This window comes from Pseudoalteromonas sp. SWXJZ10B, assembly GCF_015864475.1.
GTDB classification, from domain to species: Bacteria; Pseudomonadota; Gammaproteobacteria; order Enterobacterales; family Alteromonadaceae; genus Pseudoalteromonas; species Pseudoalteromonas arctica.
Genome location: NZ_JADYXD010000005.1, coordinates 1 through 16,514 on the forward strand (window position 1 = coordinate 1; position 16,514 = coordinate 16,514).

A 16,514-nucleotide genomic window follows, 5' to 3' on the forward strand; every position below is an offset into this window, starting at 1 on the left:
TTAAATCCAGAGAAAAAAGAAGCAATGCGGGCGGCATAAAATTTAATTTGATGCGACAACTAACTTGAAAAACTCCGTAAATGAGAAGACATCTGGCATAGAAATTACGAGCTTTGCTCGTCACGCCAGCAAGCTGTGCATCTACAAGTTTGGTGTAAGAATTTTGATGTACTGTAGGCGTGAAGCTTGCTCACGCGAAAAGCGCAGCTTTTAATTCTTTAACGCCACATGTAATAACAGGCACAAGCCCCTCAAAAACCTATTTACCACACTCTTTACACTCTGAATCTTTAATCACTTTAAAGTGCTGCTGCTTTAAAGTAAGCGCATCAAACGTTATAAATACACATCCCTCTGCATGCCCCATTAATAAGTTGAGCGTAAGTTGCGCCTGCATAGAGCCTATTACACCAAGTAGCGGGCTAATCACTCCTGCGTTACTGCAATTTATAACCGGTGTAGCTTCGCTTTGTGGAAAAACACAGCCATAACATGGGCTATCACTTTGCCTAAAATCAAAGCCCATTAACTGCCCTTTAGTTGCCAATGCAGCACCAGAAATTAACGGTGTTTTATTAGCAATACAATAACGATTAACGCAATAGCGAGTGCTAAAGTTATCAGAGCAATCAAGTACGATGTCGGCACCTTTTAAAATGTTAGCTGCATTATTCTCATCTAACTTTTGGCAATGCGTTACTATGTCTATTTGATTATTAAGACTCGCTAATACTTTACCCGCTGCAGCGACCTTGTTTTGCCCTAAGTGGTTTATTTTATAAAGCACTTGGCGCTGTAAGTTTGAAAGCTCAACTTCGTCATCGTCAATTAAAATAAGCGTTCCAATGCCCGCCGCAGCTAAATATAAAAGCGCGGGGCTACCTAGCCCGCCAGCACCCACAACTGCAACCGTTGAGGATTTAAGTGCTAACTGCCCTTCAAGCCCAACTTCTTCAAGCAATAAATGGCGACTGTAACGTAGGGTTTCTTTATCGCTTAGCTCATTCACTTTCACTGACCTTGTTAGTATTAATGTGCAGTACTTATGGCTACTTGCAGAGCACTTATAGCCTCTACGTAATTATCAGCCTCGGTAATCGCACGCACTACGGCAACACTACCCACGCCAGTTTTCGCTACCTGCTTTGCACGGCTTAAATCAATACCGCCTATTGCTACCGTTGGATAGCTTTGCATAAGCGGTACAAATTTGATCAGCTTTTCAAGACCTTGTATTTGCCCTGTCATGTCTTTTGTTGTGGTTGGGTAAATAGCACCAAATGCCATATAACTAGGGCGATAATTATGCGCACGCAGCATTTCATAAAAACCATGAGTAGAAAGCCCAAGCCTTAACCCAGCGTCTTTAATTGCCGCTAAATTAGCAATCTCTAAATCCTCTTGCCCTAAATGCACACCATACGCACCATGCTTAATAGCTAGCTGCCAGTAATCGTTTATAAATACCTGTGCGTTGTATTGCTTGCCCAGCTCAACAGCTTGCTTAATGAGCGCATCAAGCTCGTCTTGCGTTTTATTTTTAACGCGTAACTGCGCTGTTTTAATGCCTTGTTGTAAGCACTTTTCTAACCAATCGGTGCTATCAACAACCGCATATAAGCCCAGCGATTTACTTTCACAAGGTGCAAAATCAGCCGCCATATTAAAATCAAGCGGTACATCAAAATCTAGTTCATCACCCAGCCAACTACCAGGCTCAATAACTTGTGGGTAGTCAGCTAAATTAGTAGGGAACGATGTATGAGCAACCGGCCCAATCCCCTCACCGTAGCGTACCGACTGCTTTAGCCCTTGGTTTATATATGCCTTAGCTAAAATAAAGGCATCTTTTAATGGGTAGTCTTTAGCTAAACACGCAGCAATTACCGAAGCCATGCTACACCCGGTGCCGTGGTTATGCGGTGTTTGTATTTTTTGATTGCCTAACCAATATTCTTCACCACTTTGCGTATTACTATCAATACAATAATCAATGCAGTAGCCACTTGGGTAATCCCAATGTCCGCCTTTAATAACAACGGCTTTTGCGCCCCAGCTTAATAGCTTATTAGCCGCTTCTTTTATTGCAGCCGGGCCAATTAAATACACACCGGTTAATAACTGTGTTTCGTGGGTGTTTGGGGTTATTACATCCACCAGCGGCAGTAAACATTCTTTTATTGCGCTTACCGTGTCTTCTTCTGTTAGTAAGTCACCGCTTGAGGCAATAGCGACAGGGTCATATACAATAACGGGAGGCACAGGCCACTTAGTTTTATAATGACTTATATGTTCGCTGATCAACTGAATTTGCTGCACATTGGCTAACATGCCAATTTTTATCACTTTGGCTTTCATATCTTTTTCAAGCGCTAGTAACTGCGATTCAATAATATCGGTAGACACTGCATTAATAGCCTCTACGCCTAAACTATTTTGTGCAGTAAGCGCCGTAATTGCCGTGCAGCCATGTACACCAAAACTTTGCATTGCTTTTATATCTGCTTGAATACCTGCACCGCCGCCAGAATCAGAACCGGCAATTGTCCATACTACGTTATTCATATTCTTTCCTTACTGCTGATGCCAAAATGGCATACCCATTGTTGGGGTTGATGGGGCTGCAACGTCTTTTTCAGGCATTGCTTTTGCTTGATATGCAAAGCGCCCTGCTTCAACTGCGGCTTTAAATGCGCGGCTCATAGTAATTGGGCAACCCGCCCCTGCAATGGCTGAATTTAATAATACCGCATCATACCCCATTTCGAGTGCTTGGCAGGCATGCGATGGCAAACCTAAACCGGCATCTACTATTAATGTGGTATCGGGTAAGCGCTCTCGAATAGTTTTTAAATTATAGCTATTTAACAAGCCTTTACCGGTGCCTATTGGCGCCCCCCACGGCATAAGCACCTCACACCCTAGCTCATTTAAGCGCTGGCAAAGTACTAAGTCATCGGTGCAATAAGGCAATACTTTAAAGCCATCATTAATTAATATTTTTGTGGCTTCAAGTAGCGCAAAAGGGTCAGGCTGTAAATTGTAATCATCGCCAATCAGCTCTAGCTTAATCCAGTCGGTGGCAAATACCTCTCGGCACATTTTTGCAAGCGTTATCGCTTCTTTAACACTGTGGCACCCTGCAGTATTAGGGAGTATTTTTAAACCGGTATTTTTTATTAACTGCCAAAAATCATCACCTGCCGCTGCACTTTGTTGGCGCCTAAGCGACACGGTTACAATTTCAGCGCCAGAGGCGACTATCGATTGGGTCATAATGTCGGGCGACGGATAAAGTGCAGAGCCTATTAATAAACGACTCTTTATTTGCTCTCCATAAATAGTTAAACAGTCTTTAGTTTGCATGAGCTTTATCCGCCTTGAATGGGTGACAGCAACTCAACACTGTCGCCTTCATTAAGTACATAGTTACTGTGCCGACTTTGTGGAATAAATTCGCCATTAACAGCCACAGCAAAAGGCGCGACTGCACCAAAACTTTGAAGTACCTCAACGAGTGCTTTACTATTAACATTAAGTAGCTCGCCATTAATTGTAATATTCATTCTACTCTCACTCTATTCGTGAAACTGCTTGCGCCACTAATGCCGGCGCCAACATATAACCATGTCGATACAAACCGTTAATGCTAATTACATTACCAACTTGTGATACTTCTGGGCGGTTATCGCTAAATGCAGGGCGTAATCCGGTTTGAATACTAAGTAGTCGTGCTTCGGCAAACCCGCTGTGTACGGTATAAGCCGCTGAAAGTAATTCAAGAGTTGAGCGTACGGTTGCGGCACCATTGTCTTGTGACTCTATTTCAGTCGCACCAATTACATATTCACTGTTAGGTTTAGGCGCTATATAAATTGGGTAACGCGGGTGCATTAAACGCACAGGCCTGATTAAACTTACCTCTGGTGCGTATAACCTTGCTACTTCGCCGCGCACACCTCTAAGCGGTTTATCATCTTGAGTATTTTTAGCACCAAGCCCACGGCAATCAATAATGTAATCGAAGGGTCGATTGTTTATTTTGTTGTCGCCAATGGTTACGCGCTGATTAAATACAAACTTTACTTTGCGTTTGTTGAGCTGTGCAAAGCTGGCTTTATAAAATGCTTGGTTATCTATTTGCCCCTCGCAGGGTAAAAATAGACCTTGGTTAAAACGCCCTGCAAGTTCAGGTTCAAGCATTGTAATTTGTTGAGCATTTATATGCTCGGCAGTGTGATCAGCTAGCGGTTTTATACGCTGTGCAAAGCTTTGTAAATCGCCTTTGTCCTGCTGGTGCGCAATGACCAAAGTGCCTTGCTGCTGAAAAAAAACCTCACTTTCAAGTTCTGCAATAATGCTGGGCCAGCGCTTCATTGAATCAAGCCCCATTAAAGCTAAATCAGCCTCGCATAACACCGACTCAGCCAGCGGTGCCAGCATTGCTGCAGCCACTTTACCTGCGCTATTTGGGGTTTGCTCATCGTCTGCTTCAAACACCGTTACATGATGCAACTTACTTAACTCAAGGGCAGCTAAGCGCCCTGCTAAACCAAAACCCACCACAGCAATGTTATAAAACATAAAACCTCCAAAGCAGTTATTAGTAGGTGCAAATTCACTCGCACTTCTCCAATATTTAAAGAAGCGAGGTATAAAACCTCACCTACATCTGCATCTAAATTCTTGCTATACCGCTTTGTGGTAAATCTCTGAGCCTGTTTGCTTAAACTCAGCTGACTTAGCTTTCATTTCGGCTTCTACATCAACCATTTTTATTTCAATAGCGTCGCCAGCGTTATTAGGATCAATACCACGTGTTTCTAAATCTTTAGCGTAATCGCGTACTTCTTGGCTAATTTTCATAGAGCAAAATTTAGGACCACACATAGAGCAAAAGTGAGCCACTTTGCCTGACTCTTGCGGCAGGGTTTCGTCGTGATACTCGCGAGCACGCTCTGGATCTAAACCAATATTAAATTGATCATGCCATCTAAACTCAAAACGTGCTTTTGATAAGGCATTATCACGCTCTTGCGCGCCTGGGTGACCTTTTGCTAAATCGGCGGCATGTGCAGCTATTTTGTAGGTAATTAAGCCTTCTTTAACATCTTCTTTATTTGGCAGACCTAAATGCTCTTTAGGTGTTACATAACAAAGCATTGCACAGCCGTACCATGCTATTTGGGCCGCCCCAATACCTGAGGTGATATGGTCGTACCCTGGTGCAATATCGGTCGTTAACGGGCCTAATGTATAAAAAGGCGCTTCGTCGCAATGCTTTAATTGCTCATCCATATTGGCTTTAATCATGTGCATTGGCACATGCCCTGGGCCTTCAATAAATACTTGTACGTCGTGCTTCCACGCAATTTTAGTCAGTTCACCTAATGTGCGCAGCTCACTAAACTGCGCTTCATCGTTGGCATCAGCAATCGAGCCTGGGCGAAGGCCATCACCGAGTGAAAAACACACATCGTATTGTTTTAAAATTTCACAAATGTCTTCAAAGTGCGTGTATAAAAAGTTTTCTTTATGATGCGCTAAACACCACTTAGCCATAATTGAGCCACCGCGCGACACAATACCGGTTACACGTTTAGCCGTCATTGGTACGTAACGAAGCAGTACACCGGCATGAATAGTAAAGTAATCAACACCCTGCTCGGCTTGTTCAATAAGCGTATCGCGGAAAATCTCCCACGTTAAATCCTCAGCCACACCATTTACTTTTTCAAGCGCTTGATAAATCGGTACTGTGCCAATAGGTACAGGCGAGTTACGTACAACCCATTCACGCGTTTCGTGAATGTAACGTCCCGTTGATAAGTCCATCACGGTGTCTGCGCCCCAGCGGGTAGACCACACCATTTTTTCTACTTCTTCTTCAATCGATGAGCTTACTGATGAGTTACCAATGTTGGCGTTAACTTTTACTAAAAAGTTACGGCCTACAATCATAGGTTCTGTTTCTGGATGGTTTATATTATTTGGTAAAATAGCGCGACCACGGGCTATTTCATCGCGTACAAATTCTGGGGTAATAAATTCAGGAATACTCGCGCCAAACGACTCGCCTTTATGCTGCGCTGCTAATAATTTTTTACGAATTTCTGCACGTCCCATATTTTCGCGAACGGCTACGTATTCCATTTCAGGAGTAATAATCCCTTGGCGTGCGTAGTGCATTTGCGTTACGTTTTTACCAGCGACACCACGGCGAATTTTTGGAAGGTGATCAAAGCGAATATGATCTAACCCTTCATCTGCCATGCGTTGCTGCGAGAACTGCGACGTCACTGATTCTAAAACCTCGGTGTCGCCACGGCTTTCAATCCATTGTTCACGAAATTTTGGTAAGCCTTTGCGTACATCAAGTTCAAAATTAGGATCGGTATACGGGCCCGACGTATCGTAAACACGAAGCGGATCGTTTGACTCATAAACAGGGTTTTCATCTGTACCGCCAATAAACGTATCACTTAATGTGATTTCACGCATACCAACGCGCACACCAGGTTGAGTGCCTTCAACGTATACTTTATGAGAATTTGGAAACGGTTGACCCGTTAAGTTATAAATATATTCAGACGCGGCAGCACGAGTTTCTCGGCGTGACGCTTTATTTGTAGTATTTGACATGACTTGCCTCATTGCTTAAGGGTTGTCTTGTCAGATATTCCGAGGAATAGAGAAAGATCGTAAAGTAGCGTACATGCTACTTTGCAGCCTAAAATAAACAAAATCACTTTATTGTGCGCATAAAAAAAGACGCACAAGCGTCCCATTTTAGGCAGCTTGTTCCCTACGCAGGTATTAACCTGATCAGGTTCACGGATCCCGCTTTCGCGATCTCAGCCAAAAACTAATTACTTAGCTTTGGCACTCCGACAAGTATTGATATATAAATTCTGTTCGTTAATTTGAAGGTGTTATCCATCAAATCTGCGCTGAGTGTACGTCAGTTAAAAACAGCCCGCAAGGGGCTGTTTTTCAAAAACTTAAAATTATTTAGGGATAAACACAAATGTTTGCTCGCCTTGCATGACTAATTGCTGGTCTTGCATTTTAAGCTCAGCACCTTGCTTTAAGGCTTGTAATAACTGCTGCTCAAACTCATCAAGGTCTTCGCCGCACGACTTGCGCGTCATTCCTAATTTACTTACGGTAAGGTTACTTTCTTCAAGCGAGCCTTCACCAAAAAATTTGTTACAGCCAGCAAAACCGTTTACTTGCAGTGCTTCAATAAAGCTCATTGATGCATTAAACGAAGGTGGAATTGCTAAACCATCAACACGTGATAATTGCCATTGGGTGTATTTAAGCTGCTCACTGGTAACCGTCCCTGTTGATGCGCAACCAACACATAAACCGACTATAAGCATCGGTATTGCTGCTAATTTCATGCTACTACTAACTAATTGTCTAATTAATGTAATTGTAACAATATTTATGCCCTTTATCCGTTAAAAATGCATGTTTTAAATGTAAATTTTTGTTCTATGATAGTTCAAAAGTTATGCGATTAAGTACTAAGTTGTAGTTTTAAATACGTTATCTATTTGCTCTGGTAAAAACGGTCTACCTTTTTCATTAACAGACGTTCCTATAACCATTGCATTGAGCATTACTTTTTCATCGCTTTTACGTATAACCGTTTGCTTAAACGCAAATTTTAAACGACTAATACGCTGCGGTTCCACAGCCACATAAAATTCATCACCTGGTAGTAGTGAATGTTTATAGTCCATTTCGCTGCGCATCACGACTAGGTTAATTTTATCTTTCGCTAATTGAGCAAAATCAATACCGTGTACGTACAAGAATTCATGGCGAGCATGCTCTAAATAATTAAAATAAACACTGTTATTTACGATGCCTTGTAAGTCACATTCGTAATCACGTACTTTGAAGTCAACTTTAAAGGTCATATTAGTAATCCTGATTATTTAACGTATAATTGCCGCGTTTATAGCACATGTGTTTAAATAATTGCTACCATACGAGTCCCTAAAATGGAGTTAAGTAACCCAATGAACTTACGTTTGTCTTTAATTACTGCCGCACTTTTACCGCTGCTTGGTGCACCAATTGCAGCTAACGCTGATGATAGCGACCTAGAAAGAATTGTTGTAACCGGCGATTTTCAGCGCGAAAGCATTCAAACTTTAAGCGCGAGTGCGAGCTTATTCAGCGAAGATGAAATTAATCAACGTGGTGCAAGTTACTTAGACGAAATGTTAGGCAGTACCGCCAATGTAAATTTTGCATCTGGTGCGTCGCGTGGTCGTTACATCCAAATTCGTGGCGTGGGACTTCGCTCACAATTTGTAGACCCTATTAATCCATCTGTAGGCTTAGTTATTGATGGTATTAACTATTCTGGTCTTGGTGGCAGCTCATTATTATTTGATATAGACCAAGTAGAAATTTATCGTGGCCCACAAGGTACACGCTTTGGCGCAGACGGTATGGCCGGTATGATCCAAATGGGTTCAGCTAAAGCCACGAGCGATCCAAGTTTAAAATTACAAGTAGGTGCTGGTACTTACAACACCCGCGAAGCTGGTATTGCAGCAAGCACAGGCTTAACAGATGACACTAGCGCACGCGTTAGCTACTTTCGCAGAAAGTCAGACGGTTACGTAGATAACTTGTACTTAAATGACGAAACTCAAAATCAAGACGAACAAGTAGCCCGCTTTAAAATAAACAGTCAGCTTACAAAGCATTTAAATACTGAGTTAAATCTTCACTATATTGATATAAACAATGGTTACGATGCGTTTACGCTTGATAACAGCCGCAATAGTGTTGCCGATGAACCAGGCCAAGATACTCAAGAAAGCTACGCTATAGGTATTAATAATACTTACACGGGTTTTGACGCTTTTGATGTAAATCTAAACCTATCGGCTATTGATACCGAGCTGCTTTATAGTTTTGATGAAGACTGGGGTTGTAATGACTCAAGCGAGCCACAGCTATGTGCTGCGGGCTTACATCCAGATGGATACAGCTCAACCGATCTCTATAGCCGCGATCGCGATGATCAATCTGTAGATTTACAGTTTAATTCTAAAACAGGTAACTGGGTTGCGGGTATTTATTACCAAAACCGTGACGTTGATTTAGAGCGCCAATACACATGGTTAGCAAGCCCGTTTTCTTCAACTTACGAAACGAGTAACGTTGCAGTATATGGTCAAGTAGCGACTCCAATTGGCCCTAAAACAACATTAATTACAGGTTTACGTGTAGAGCAATACCAAGGCGACTACACCGATAGTAATGGCTTTATACAAGACACTGACAACGTAATGGTTGGCGGTAAAATAGCACTTGAATATCAAGTGATTGATCGCACTATGATCTACACCAGCATTACGCGTGGCTACAAAGCTGGCGGTATTAACTCAGAAGCGCTTGCTAAAGCCAAAGATGAAGGCTTAAACCTAAGCGCTGATTTTTTCCAGCAACACACCAGTTTCGACCCTGAATATTTATGGAGTGGCGAATTTGGTGTTAAAGGCTCATCGCTTGATGACAAATTTACGCTTCGCTTAGCTGCATTTTACATGCACCGCGACGATATTCAGTTAAAAGCATGGCAAGTAGAAGGTCAGCAATTTACCGGTTATGTTGATAACGCAAGTTCTGGTAGCAACTACGGATTAGAAGTTGAAGGTAGTTACCAACTAACTGATAATCTATTTTTAACGGGTAGTGCTGGTTACTTAAACACTGAAATAGATGACTTTGTAACGCAGTCTGGCTTAAACCAAGACGGTCGTGAGCAAGCACAGTCACCTAAATACCAGTATGCGTTTACTGCTCGCTATAACTTTACAAGTGAGCTTTACGGTATGATTGGTGTTGAAGGTAAGGACGACTACTACTTCTCAGATAGTCATAACTCACAGGCACCAAGCAGCAACTTAGTTAACTTAAGCTTTGGCTACGAAGCTGACATGTGGGCAGTTCGCGCATGGGCTCGTAATGTGTTTGACGAAACAGTCCCTACACGTGGTTTTGAGTTTGGTAATGACCCACAAGATGGTTACGCAACGCATACCTATACACAATTAGGTGAGCCTCGTGTAGCAGGTGTTACGTTTACGCTTAATCTGTAAAGCACAGCCGTTGGCTTTCAAATGAAAGCTACAGCAAGCAAATAAAAACACCGCGTTTAAATTAAACGCGGTGTTTTTATTTGTAGGTGAGGTTTTATACCTCGCTTTTTATAAAGTTAAATTATACGAGCGCGAAATAAATTCGCACATACAGATTTAGCGTATATTGTTGGGTTTGATGTTTATTGTAGGTGAGGTTTTATACCTCGCTTATTTATAAAGTTAAATTACACGAGCGCGAAATAAATTCGCACCTACAGGTTTAGCGTATGTTGTTGGGTTTGATGTTTATTGTAGGTGAGGTTTTATACCTCGCTTTTTTATAAAGTTAAATTACACGAGCGCGAAATAAATTCGCACCTACAAATATTCTACCTACGCCTACAGGCTAAGCATCACGCTCTTTGAACATCAAACGCTATTACGTCTTTAATTTTCTCTTTATTTGTTGCGAGCATTACCAACCTATCAATCCCCAAAGCAACCCCTGCGCATTGTGGTAATCCATGCTCCAGCGCTTTAATTAAACGCGTGTCCATTGGTACTTGCTTTAAACCGTTGTTAGCGCGGTATGTGTTATCATCATTAAATCGTTTAGCTTGCTCACTAGCATTTGTTAATTCGTTAAAGCCGTTAGCCAATTCCATATTTTTGTAATAAAGCTCAAAGCGCCCTGCTACGCGTGCATCATGTTCACAAATTTGTGCAAGGGCCGCTTGAGAAGCTGGAAAATGATAAACAAAACACGGTTTTTCTTGTCCTATTGTTGGCTCCACTTTCATACAAAATAATAATTGCAGTAAAGTATCTTTATGCGTTTCATTTTTGGCTATATCAGCAAACCCCTGCTTACACGCTAGTTGCTTTAATTGCTCTATGCTTGCTGTTAAAGGATCGAGGCCGAGTACTTGTTCAAACGCTTGCTGATAAGTAAGTCTAGTTGCAGGCTCGACACCTAAAACAAGTTGCATTAACTCATCCATTTCATCCATAAGTGTAAATTCATCAAAGCCTGGGCGATACCATTCCAGCATAGTAAATTCAGGATTATGATGGCTACCCGCTTCTTCATTTCTAAATGCTTTACAAAGCTGAAAAATAGCGCCTGAGCCTGCTGCTAACAAGCGTTTCATGGCAAACTCTGGAGATGTTTGTAAAAACAGAGGAAGCCCACCAGCATGCCCTGGACCTACAAATTTGGTATTAAAACTAGCTAAGTGCACATCGGTTACACTGGCAGCACTTAAGCTTGGCGTTTCTACTTCTAAAACATCACGTACATAAAAAAATTCACGGATGCGACGTAATATCGATGCGCGTTGTTTTAGTGTTTCAATGCTTGCGCTTGGGGCCCAAAGATCTGCTGACATATTTTCTCCAAAAAAAATCCCAGCGTAAGCTGGGATTTTATAAACAATGTTAAAGCTTACTTAACACGGCTTACGTATTCACCGTTACGAGTGTCTACTTTAATTACTTCGCCAATTTGTACGAATAATGGAACTCGTACCACAGCGCCTGTGCTAAGCGTTGCTGGTTTACCACCAGTACCCGCTGTATCGCCTTTAAGGCCTGGATCTGTTTCAGTGATCTCAAGCTCAACAAAGTTAGGTGGTGTAACAGCAATAGGGCTGCCGTTCCATAATGTAATTGTGCATAAATCATTTTCAACTAACCATTTTACTGAATCGCCTAGTGCTTTTTCGTCAGCAGCAATTTGCTCAAATGTTTCATTGTTCATGAAATGCCAAAATTCGCCGTCTGTGTATAGATACGCTAAATCAGTATCCATTACATCAGCACCTTCAACTGATTCACCCGATTTAAAGGTTTTTTCAAGCACCTTACCAGAGATAAGTTTACGGATACGAACACGGTTAAACGCCTGACCTTTACCAGGTTTTACCATTTCATTTTCTAAGATACTGCAAGGCTCGCCGTCCATCATAATTTTTAGGCCGCCCTTGAACTCGTTGGTGCTATAATTCGCCATCGTTTCCTCTATTTATATTTTTTCGAGTAATCTACATGCCAATGATACAAAGAAATGAAGCAAATTTGCATAAAAACTGGCAAAAAGAATTAGCAAATGTAGTTACCTGCCCAAAAACCTTGCTTGAAATGGTCGGTTTATCGAGCCAAGTCCATGAAAACGACCTAAAAGCCCGTAGTTTATTTCCGGTACGCGTGCCTATCCCTTTTATAAAAAAAATACGCAAAGGCGATCCAAACGATCCTCTTTTGCTACAAGTTATGCCACGCCATCAAGAATTTTTGACTAAATCGGGTTTTAATAAAGATCCCCTACTTGAGCAAGATAACGACCAACCAGGCCTTTTACATAAGTACAAATCGCGTGTTTTGGTGATGTTTAAAACCGGCTGTGCTGTAAATTGTCGTTACTGCTTTAGAAGGCATTTTCCGTATCAAGAAAACCAACTCAATAAAAAAAGTCTGCTAGAAACACTGAGCTATATAAAATCAGATAGCAATATAAACGAAGTGATTTTAAGTGGTGGCGATCCACTGATGGCCAAAGACGATGCAATAAGCTGGTTTTTGGATGAGCTTGAGCAATTACCACAAATAAAACGAATGCGAATTCATAGCCGCTTGCCAGTAGTTATACCGGCGCGAGTTACCGATGAGTTATGTGAACGATTAGCAAAATCGCCATTAAAAATTATTTTTATTAATCACATAAACCACGCCAACGAAATAGACGCTGATTTTAAAGCAGCTATGCAAAAGCTTAAACAAGCAAACGTAACGCTTTTAAACCAAGCTGTAATTTTAAAAGATGTGAACGATACGCTCGATGCGCAAATAAATTTAAGCGAAGCGTTATTTGACGCAGACGTATTGCCGTATTATTTGTATTTGCTAGATAAAGTTGAAGGGGCGAGCCACTTTGATATTAATGAAGCGCAAGCAATTGAAATAATGGCAGAGCTATTAAAAGCTCTGCCTGGATTTTTAGTGCCTAAATTAGTAAGAGAAATCGGTGGTCAAAAAAGCAAAACACCTATCGATCTTAAGCTAATTTAAAACAGCATTTAAACGTATATATTTACGTTGTTACCCAATGATGCTGTTACCGATTTAGCCAGTGTTTGCGCACTTGACGATTGTGCAGCACCTTCAATAAGTGCAAGAGCCGCCGCGCCATCTGCTAACTGCTGCTTTTTAGATAAAGCAGCGCTGTAAAGCTCACTGCCTTGGCCTGAGCCAGAAACAGCGGGTAAACTTGTGCCTGATATATTCATATAACAAACCTGACTTTTAAATGTAATCCAAGTATTATGTCGGCAATGCAGTGCAAAGCTTTAGGAAAACCATGGATTCTATTATTGAACAACTCAATGCCAACTTAAAAATTGTTTACCGTCAGGCACTTGATGCTGACAAAAAACTCGACGAGCTTCAACAGCAAGGTCACGGTAAGTTTAAAGCCTTATTTACTGCCGATTCAGGCTTTAGCTTTGAAGCTAAACGTTTTAAGCCTTACGTACTTGACGTAGCTGCTGATGTTGAAAGCTTATCTAACGATGGTTTTGAAGAAGAAAAACTGAAAACAACCGTTATTAAGTTACAACAAATACTCACGTTGTTAGCTACTTTTAAGTAAAGCTTAAAAATAAAAATGCCGCTATTTAGCGGCATTTTTATTTTCAGTTAATCTAAACTTGGTAATATTTGTTCACCAAACCACTCTGTTAGTAAGCGTTTTTCGTAATAAAATGATTCGTCGCGGCCCATTTTAATTTTATCCATAAAGCCCATATCTTTAAGCTCCACATCAGTATCTTTACTTAGCACTGTACCGTCGTTATCGGTTAACGAATAATTTAGCTTAATGCGTGGAAAATAAATTGGTTTTACTACACGAATTTCGTCCATACCGCCATAACGCACATCACCTGCTAAATCTAAATCTGTAAACTCTACGTTTAATTTATAATCTTTTGGCAATTGCTCGGCTAGTTTAGCCATATGCTTTTCGAAACTTGCTGCCACACTTTTGTGATATGAGCTCTTTGTTTGGTTTGACGCTCGCACATCACGATAATCATTAAAGTCATGCCATTTAACAACAGACTCACCAGCATGGGCAAGCGCAGGTAATGCGATACACATTGTTGTTGCTATTTTTTTAACTAAATTCATATCTTTCTCCAAAGAGGTAGACCAATCACAAAAGTGTAGATTGGAGTAAACCTAGCATTAGCTATTACTAGACTCATTTTAGCACTTGTTTATTAACTATAACTTAATCTTACGTATAAAGTGTTACTTGTACTGAGTAAAATGTAATCAAAAGTACTTAATTTACCGTTATTAAAAAAAGATGTTATTTAAACTATAGAAATTACAGATAAAGCATGTAAATCACCTCTATTTATGGTGAAATTAACTTAATTGATAAAAGGTACCCACGGAGCTTTCATGACTATTTTAGTAACCGGTGGCGCTGGCTATATTGGCTCGCACACTGTTTTAGAACTTTTACAGCAAGGTAACGATGTTGTTGTTATTGATAACTTAAGTAATTCTTCTCAAGAATCACTTGCGCGCGTAAAGAATATTACAGGCAAAGAGGCCACTTTTTACCAAGGCGATATTCTCGATAAATTCTTTTTAGATTCAGTATTTGCGAAACACACGGTTGATAGTGTTATACATTTTGCGGGCTTAAAATCAGTGGGCGAGTCGGTTGCAAAGCCCATTGAGTACTATCAAAACAATGTACAAGGTACGCTTACGCTTGTTGATGCAATGCGCGACGCAGGTGTATTTAAATTAGTATTTAGCTCGTCAGCCACGGTATACGGCGACCCTGCAAGCTTACCAATTAAAGAAGACTTCCCTGTAGGCGGTACTACTAACCCGTACGGCACATCTAAACTAATGGTTGAAATGATGCTACAAGATATCGCTAAATCAGATGAGCGCTTTGCGTTTGCTATTTTGCGTTACTTTAACCCAGTAGGTGCACATGAATCGGGCTTGATTGGTGAAGATCCTAACGGTATCCCGAACAACCTTTTACCGTTTATCGCACAAGTAGCGGTAGGTAAATTAAAGCAACTCGCTGTATTTGGTGATGATTACGACACTGTTGATGGTACTGGTGTGCGCGATTATATACATGTAGTCGATTTAGCAATGGGTCATTTAAAAGCGCTTGATAAAATTGCCAGCAGCACGGGTGCATTAGTTTATAACCTAGGTACTGGTAATGGTTACTCTGTACTACAAATGGTTAATGCATTTATTAAAGCAAGCGATCAAGCTGTACCCTATCAGGTTTCACCTCGTCGCCCTGGTGATATTGCAGCATGTTATGCAGCGCCAGAAAAAGCACTTAATGAACTTGGCTGGGAAGCAGTGCGCGGTATTGATGAAATGATGCAAGATACATGGCGTTGGCAGTCAAATAACCCTAACGGTTATAAGGGTTAAGTAAAGCAAGCTTCAAACTTAAAGTAAGTGCGCGGTATAAAACCGCGCCTACAGAGTACTTTAAATACCGAGTTCAATTTTATAGCTGTGTTGTAGGCGAAGAGCTTGCTCTCGCGAAAAGCGCAGCTTTTAATTACTAACATCTAACATCTAACAAATTTCTTCGTTATGTCTGCGCCCACTGTCTTAGCAAATTATGATAAACACCCGTTAACTGAATAATCTCAGGGCTGTCTTCTACTTTGCTGCGCAAACTTTGAATCGACATATCTAAATCAAACAATAAACCACGTTTTTCGTCGCTGTTTACCATGCTCTGTAACCAAAAGAATGAGGCTAATCTGCGCCCACTCGTTACTGGCATTACACGATGTAAGCTCGTTGAAGGGTACAACACCATACTGCCTGCTGGCAGCTTTACGCTATGTGAGCCATAAGTGTCTTCAATAACAAGTTCACCGCCCTCATAGTCTTCGGGGTCATTAATAAATAACGTCATTGATACATCTGTACGAATTTTTACTGGCGTACCCGGCACTTGTCTAATCGCATTATCTACATGCACACCAAACGATTGCCCACCTTGATAACAGTTAAAAAGCGGAGGAAAAATTTTTGCGGGGAGCGCTGCCGACATAAACAAATTACTACGCGCAAGTGCTGCCATAATAATGTCGCCAAGCTCTTGGCATTCAGGGCTATTTTCAGGTAGCTGTAAGTTATTTTTTGCTTTGGTTGATTGATGCCCTGCGGTAATACTGCCATCGGCCCACTGCGCTTTAAGCAAAACCTCATGACAATACGCCACTTCTTCTTTCGTTAGTAGCTCTGGAATTTTAACTAGCATGTGCGCCCTCTCACATTTTCATCAAATAATTAAGGGCAGAGTTAACTCTGCCCTTTTATGCCGTACTTATT

17 protein-coding genes and 1 riboswitch are annotated in these 16,514 nt (G+C 41.2%); of the genes, 4 read left to right on the forward strand and 13 right to left on the reverse strand.

All coding sequences use genetic code 11. From position 1 onward, the window contains the following. Positions 1–259: 259 nt before the first annotated feature. The 8 genes from I6F54_RS06160 to I6F54_RS06195 form a co-directional block, all read right to left on the reverse strand. Positions 260–1,009, reverse strand: coding sequence for a HesA/MoeB/ThiF family protein (locus I6F54_RS06160; RefSeq protein WP_197140345.1), 750 nt, complete (start codon positions 1,007–1,009; stop codon positions 260–262). Positions 1,010–1,029: 20 nt separating this feature from the next. Beyond that, the gene (gene thiE / locus I6F54_RS06165) at positions 1,030–2,565 is read right to left on the reverse strand and encodes a thiamine phosphate synthase (RefSeq protein WP_197140347.1); all 1,536 of its coding nucleotides are present in this window, start codon (positions 2,563–2,565) and stop codon (positions 1,030–1,032) included. Between the two features lie 9 nt (positions 2,566–2,574). Continuing rightward, positions 2,575–3,366 carry a thiazole synthase gene (locus tag I6F54_RS06170; protein ID WP_024592345.1) on the reverse strand — a complete coding sequence of 264 codons (792 nt, stop codon included), beginning with the start codon at positions 3,364–3,366 and terminating at the stop codon, positions 2,575–2,577. Between the two features lie 5 nt (positions 3,367–3,371). Continuing rightward, the gene (thiS, locus tag I6F54_RS06175) at positions 3,372–3,566 is read right to left on the reverse strand and encodes a sulfur carrier protein ThiS (protein WP_002960781.1); all 195 of its coding nucleotides are present in this window, start codon (positions 3,564–3,566) and stop codon (positions 3,372–3,374) included. Positions 3,567–3,573: 7 nt separating this feature from the next. Then, positions 3,574–4,584: an FAD-dependent oxidoreductase gene (locus I6F54_RS06180; protein WP_165740920.1), complete on the reverse strand. Its 1,011-nt coding sequence runs from the start codon at positions 4,582–4,584 to the stop codon at positions 3,574–3,576. Between the two features lie 105 nt (positions 4,585–4,689). Further along, positions 4,690–6,642 carry a phosphomethylpyrimidine synthase ThiC gene (thiC, locus tag I6F54_RS06185; protein ID WP_231616997.1) on the reverse strand — a complete coding sequence of 651 codons (1,953 nt, stop codon included), beginning with the start codon at positions 6,640–6,642 and terminating at the stop codon, positions 4,690–4,692. Positions 6,643–6,785: 143 nt separating this feature from the next. Continuing rightward, positions 6,786–6,900, reverse strand: a riboswitch (TPP riboswitch). 107 nt (positions 6,901–7,007) lie between these two features. Next, entirely contained in the window at positions 7,008–7,406 is a 399-nt protein-coding gene (locus I6F54_RS06190; RefSeq protein ID WP_010555269.1) for an META domain-containing protein, read from the reverse strand. Between the two features lie 126 nt (positions 7,407–7,532). After that, positions 7,533–7,931: an acyl-CoA thioesterase gene (locus I6F54_RS06195; protein ID WP_197140349.1), complete on the reverse strand. Its 399-nt coding sequence runs from the start codon at positions 7,929–7,931 to the stop codon at positions 7,533–7,535. Between the two features lie 84 nt (positions 7,932–8,015). On the opposite strand from I6F54_RS06195, the gene I6F54_RS06200 reads away from it, so the two are divergent. Next, positions 8,016–10,133, forward strand: coding sequence for a TonB-dependent receptor (locus I6F54_RS06200; RefSeq protein ID WP_197140351.1), 2,118 nt, complete (start codon positions 8,016–8,018; stop codon positions 10,131–10,133). A 395-nt stretch (positions 10,134–10,528) separates the two neighbouring features. Here the strand turns inward: I6F54_RS06200 and epmA are convergent, their stop codons facing one another. Together epmA and efp are read right to left on the reverse strand one after the other, a co-directional pair. Further along, positions 10,529–11,503: an elongation factor P--(R)-beta-lysine ligase gene (gene epmA, locus I6F54_RS06205; protein WP_197140353.1), complete on the reverse strand. Its 975-nt coding sequence runs from the start codon at positions 11,501–11,503 to the stop codon at positions 10,529–10,531. Between the two features lie 56 nt (positions 11,504–11,559). Next, positions 11,560–12,126, reverse strand: a complete 567-nt coding sequence (efp, locus tag I6F54_RS06210; protein WP_010555265.1) for an elongation factor P — start codon at positions 12,124–12,126, stop codon at positions 11,560–11,562. A gap of 41 nt (positions 12,127–12,167) precedes the next feature. Between efp and epmB the strand changes: the two genes are divergently transcribed. Beyond that, positions 12,168–13,181 (forward strand): EF-P beta-lysylation protein EpmB, encoded by a 1,014-nt coding sequence (gene epmB, locus I6F54_RS06215; RefSeq protein WP_033010032.1) that lies wholly within the window; start codon positions 12,168–12,170, stop codon positions 13,179–13,181. Between the two features lie 8 nt (positions 13,182–13,189). On the opposite strand, the gene I6F54_RS06220 is transcribed toward epmB, so the two are convergent. Further along, a complete protein-coding gene (locus I6F54_RS06220; protein ID WP_197140356.1) occupies positions 13,190–13,399 on the reverse strand; it encodes a hypothetical protein in 210 nt (69 codons plus the stop codon). A gap of 71 nt (positions 13,400–13,470) precedes the next feature. Here I6F54_RS06220 and I6F54_RS06225 point away from each other — a divergent pair, with 71 nt between their 5' ends. Continuing rightward, a complete protein-coding gene (locus tag I6F54_RS06225) occupies positions 13,471–13,761 on the forward strand; it encodes a hypothetical protein (RefSeq protein ID WP_007585044.1) in 291 nt (96 codons plus the stop codon). 47 nt (positions 13,762–13,808) lie between these two features. On the opposite strand, the gene I6F54_RS06230 is transcribed toward I6F54_RS06225, so the two are convergent. Further along, positions 13,809–14,300: a DUF3016 domain-containing protein gene (locus I6F54_RS06230; protein ID WP_010555263.1), complete on the reverse strand. Its 492-nt coding sequence runs from the start codon at positions 14,298–14,300 to the stop codon at positions 13,809–13,811. A gap of 279 nt (positions 14,301–14,579) precedes the next feature. Between I6F54_RS06230 and galE the strand changes: the two genes are divergently transcribed. Then, positions 14,580–15,596, forward strand: coding sequence for a UDP-glucose 4-epimerase GalE (galE, locus tag I6F54_RS06235; protein ID WP_165740872.1), 1,017 nt, complete (start codon positions 14,580–14,582; stop codon positions 15,594–15,596). A gap of 166 nt (positions 15,597–15,762) precedes the next feature. Here the strand turns inward: galE and I6F54_RS06240 are convergent, their stop codons facing one another. After that, complete coding sequence (locus I6F54_RS06240; RefSeq protein WP_007585050.1) at positions 15,763–16,443, reverse strand: Fe2+-dependent dioxygenase; 681 nt, start codon at positions 16,441–16,443, stop codon at positions 15,763–15,765. Positions 16,444–16,514: the final 71 nt, after the last annotated feature.

Bases quoted from the DNA above. Each gene is read 5' to 3' on its own strand.
- epmB (WP_033010032.1), top strand. From the start codon at position 12,168: ATGATACAAAGAAATGAAGCAAATTTGCATAAAAACTGGCAAAAAGAA.
- I6F54_RS06180 (WP_165740920.1), bottom strand. From the start codon at position 4,584: ATGTTTTATAACATTGCTGTGGTGGGTTTTGGTTTAGCAGGGCGCTTA.
- I6F54_RS06230 (WP_010555263.1), bottom strand. From the start codon at position 14,300: ATGAATTTAGTTAAAAAAATAGCAACAACAATGTGTATCGCATTACCT.
- I6F54_RS06225 (WP_007585044.1), top strand. From the start codon at position 13,471: ATGGATTCTATTATTGAACAACTCAATGCCAACTTAAAAATTGTTTAC.
- I6F54_RS06190 (WP_010555269.1), bottom strand. From the start codon at position 7,406: ATGAAATTAGCAGCAATACCGATGCTTATAGTCGGTTTATGTGTTGGT.
- I6F54_RS06170 (WP_024592345.1), bottom strand. From the start codon at position 3,366: ATGCAAACTAAAGACTGTTTAACTATTTATGGAGAGCAAATAAAGAGT.
- I6F54_RS06240 (WP_007585050.1), bottom strand. From the start codon at position 16,443: ATGCTAGTTAAAATTCCAGAGCTACTAACGAAAGAAGAAGTGGCGTAT.
- thiS (WP_002960781.1), bottom strand. From the start codon at position 3,566: ATGAATATTACAATTAATGGCGAGCTACTTAATGTTAATAGTAAAGCA.
- thiE (WP_197140347.1), bottom strand. From the start codon at position 2,565: ATGAATAACGTAGTATGGACAATTGCCGGTTCTGATTCTGGCGGCGGT.
- efp (WP_010555265.1), bottom strand. From the start codon at position 12,126: ATGGCGAATTATAGCACCAACGAGTTCAAGGGCGGCCTAAAAATTATG.
- epmA (WP_197140353.1), bottom strand. From the start codon at position 11,503: ATGTCAGCAGATCTTTGGGCCCCAAGCGCAAGCATTGAAACACTAAAA.
- galE (WP_165740872.1), top strand. From the start codon at position 14,580: ATGACTATTTTAGTAACCGGTGGCGCTGGCTATATTGGCTCGCACACT.
- thiC (WP_231616997.1), bottom strand. From the start codon at position 6,642: ATGTCAAATACTACAAATAAAGCGTCACGCCGAGAAACTCGTGCTGCC.
- I6F54_RS06220 (WP_197140356.1), bottom strand. From the start codon at position 13,399: ATGAATATATCAGGCACAAGTTTACCCGCTGTTTCTGGCTCAGGCCAA.
- I6F54_RS06200 (WP_197140351.1), top strand. From the start codon at position 8,016: ATGGAGTTAAGTAACCCAATGAACTTACGTTTGTCTTTAATTACTGCC.
- I6F54_RS06195 (WP_197140349.1), bottom strand. From the start codon at position 7,931: ATGACCTTTAAAGTTGACTTCAAAGTACGTGATTACGAATGTGACTTA.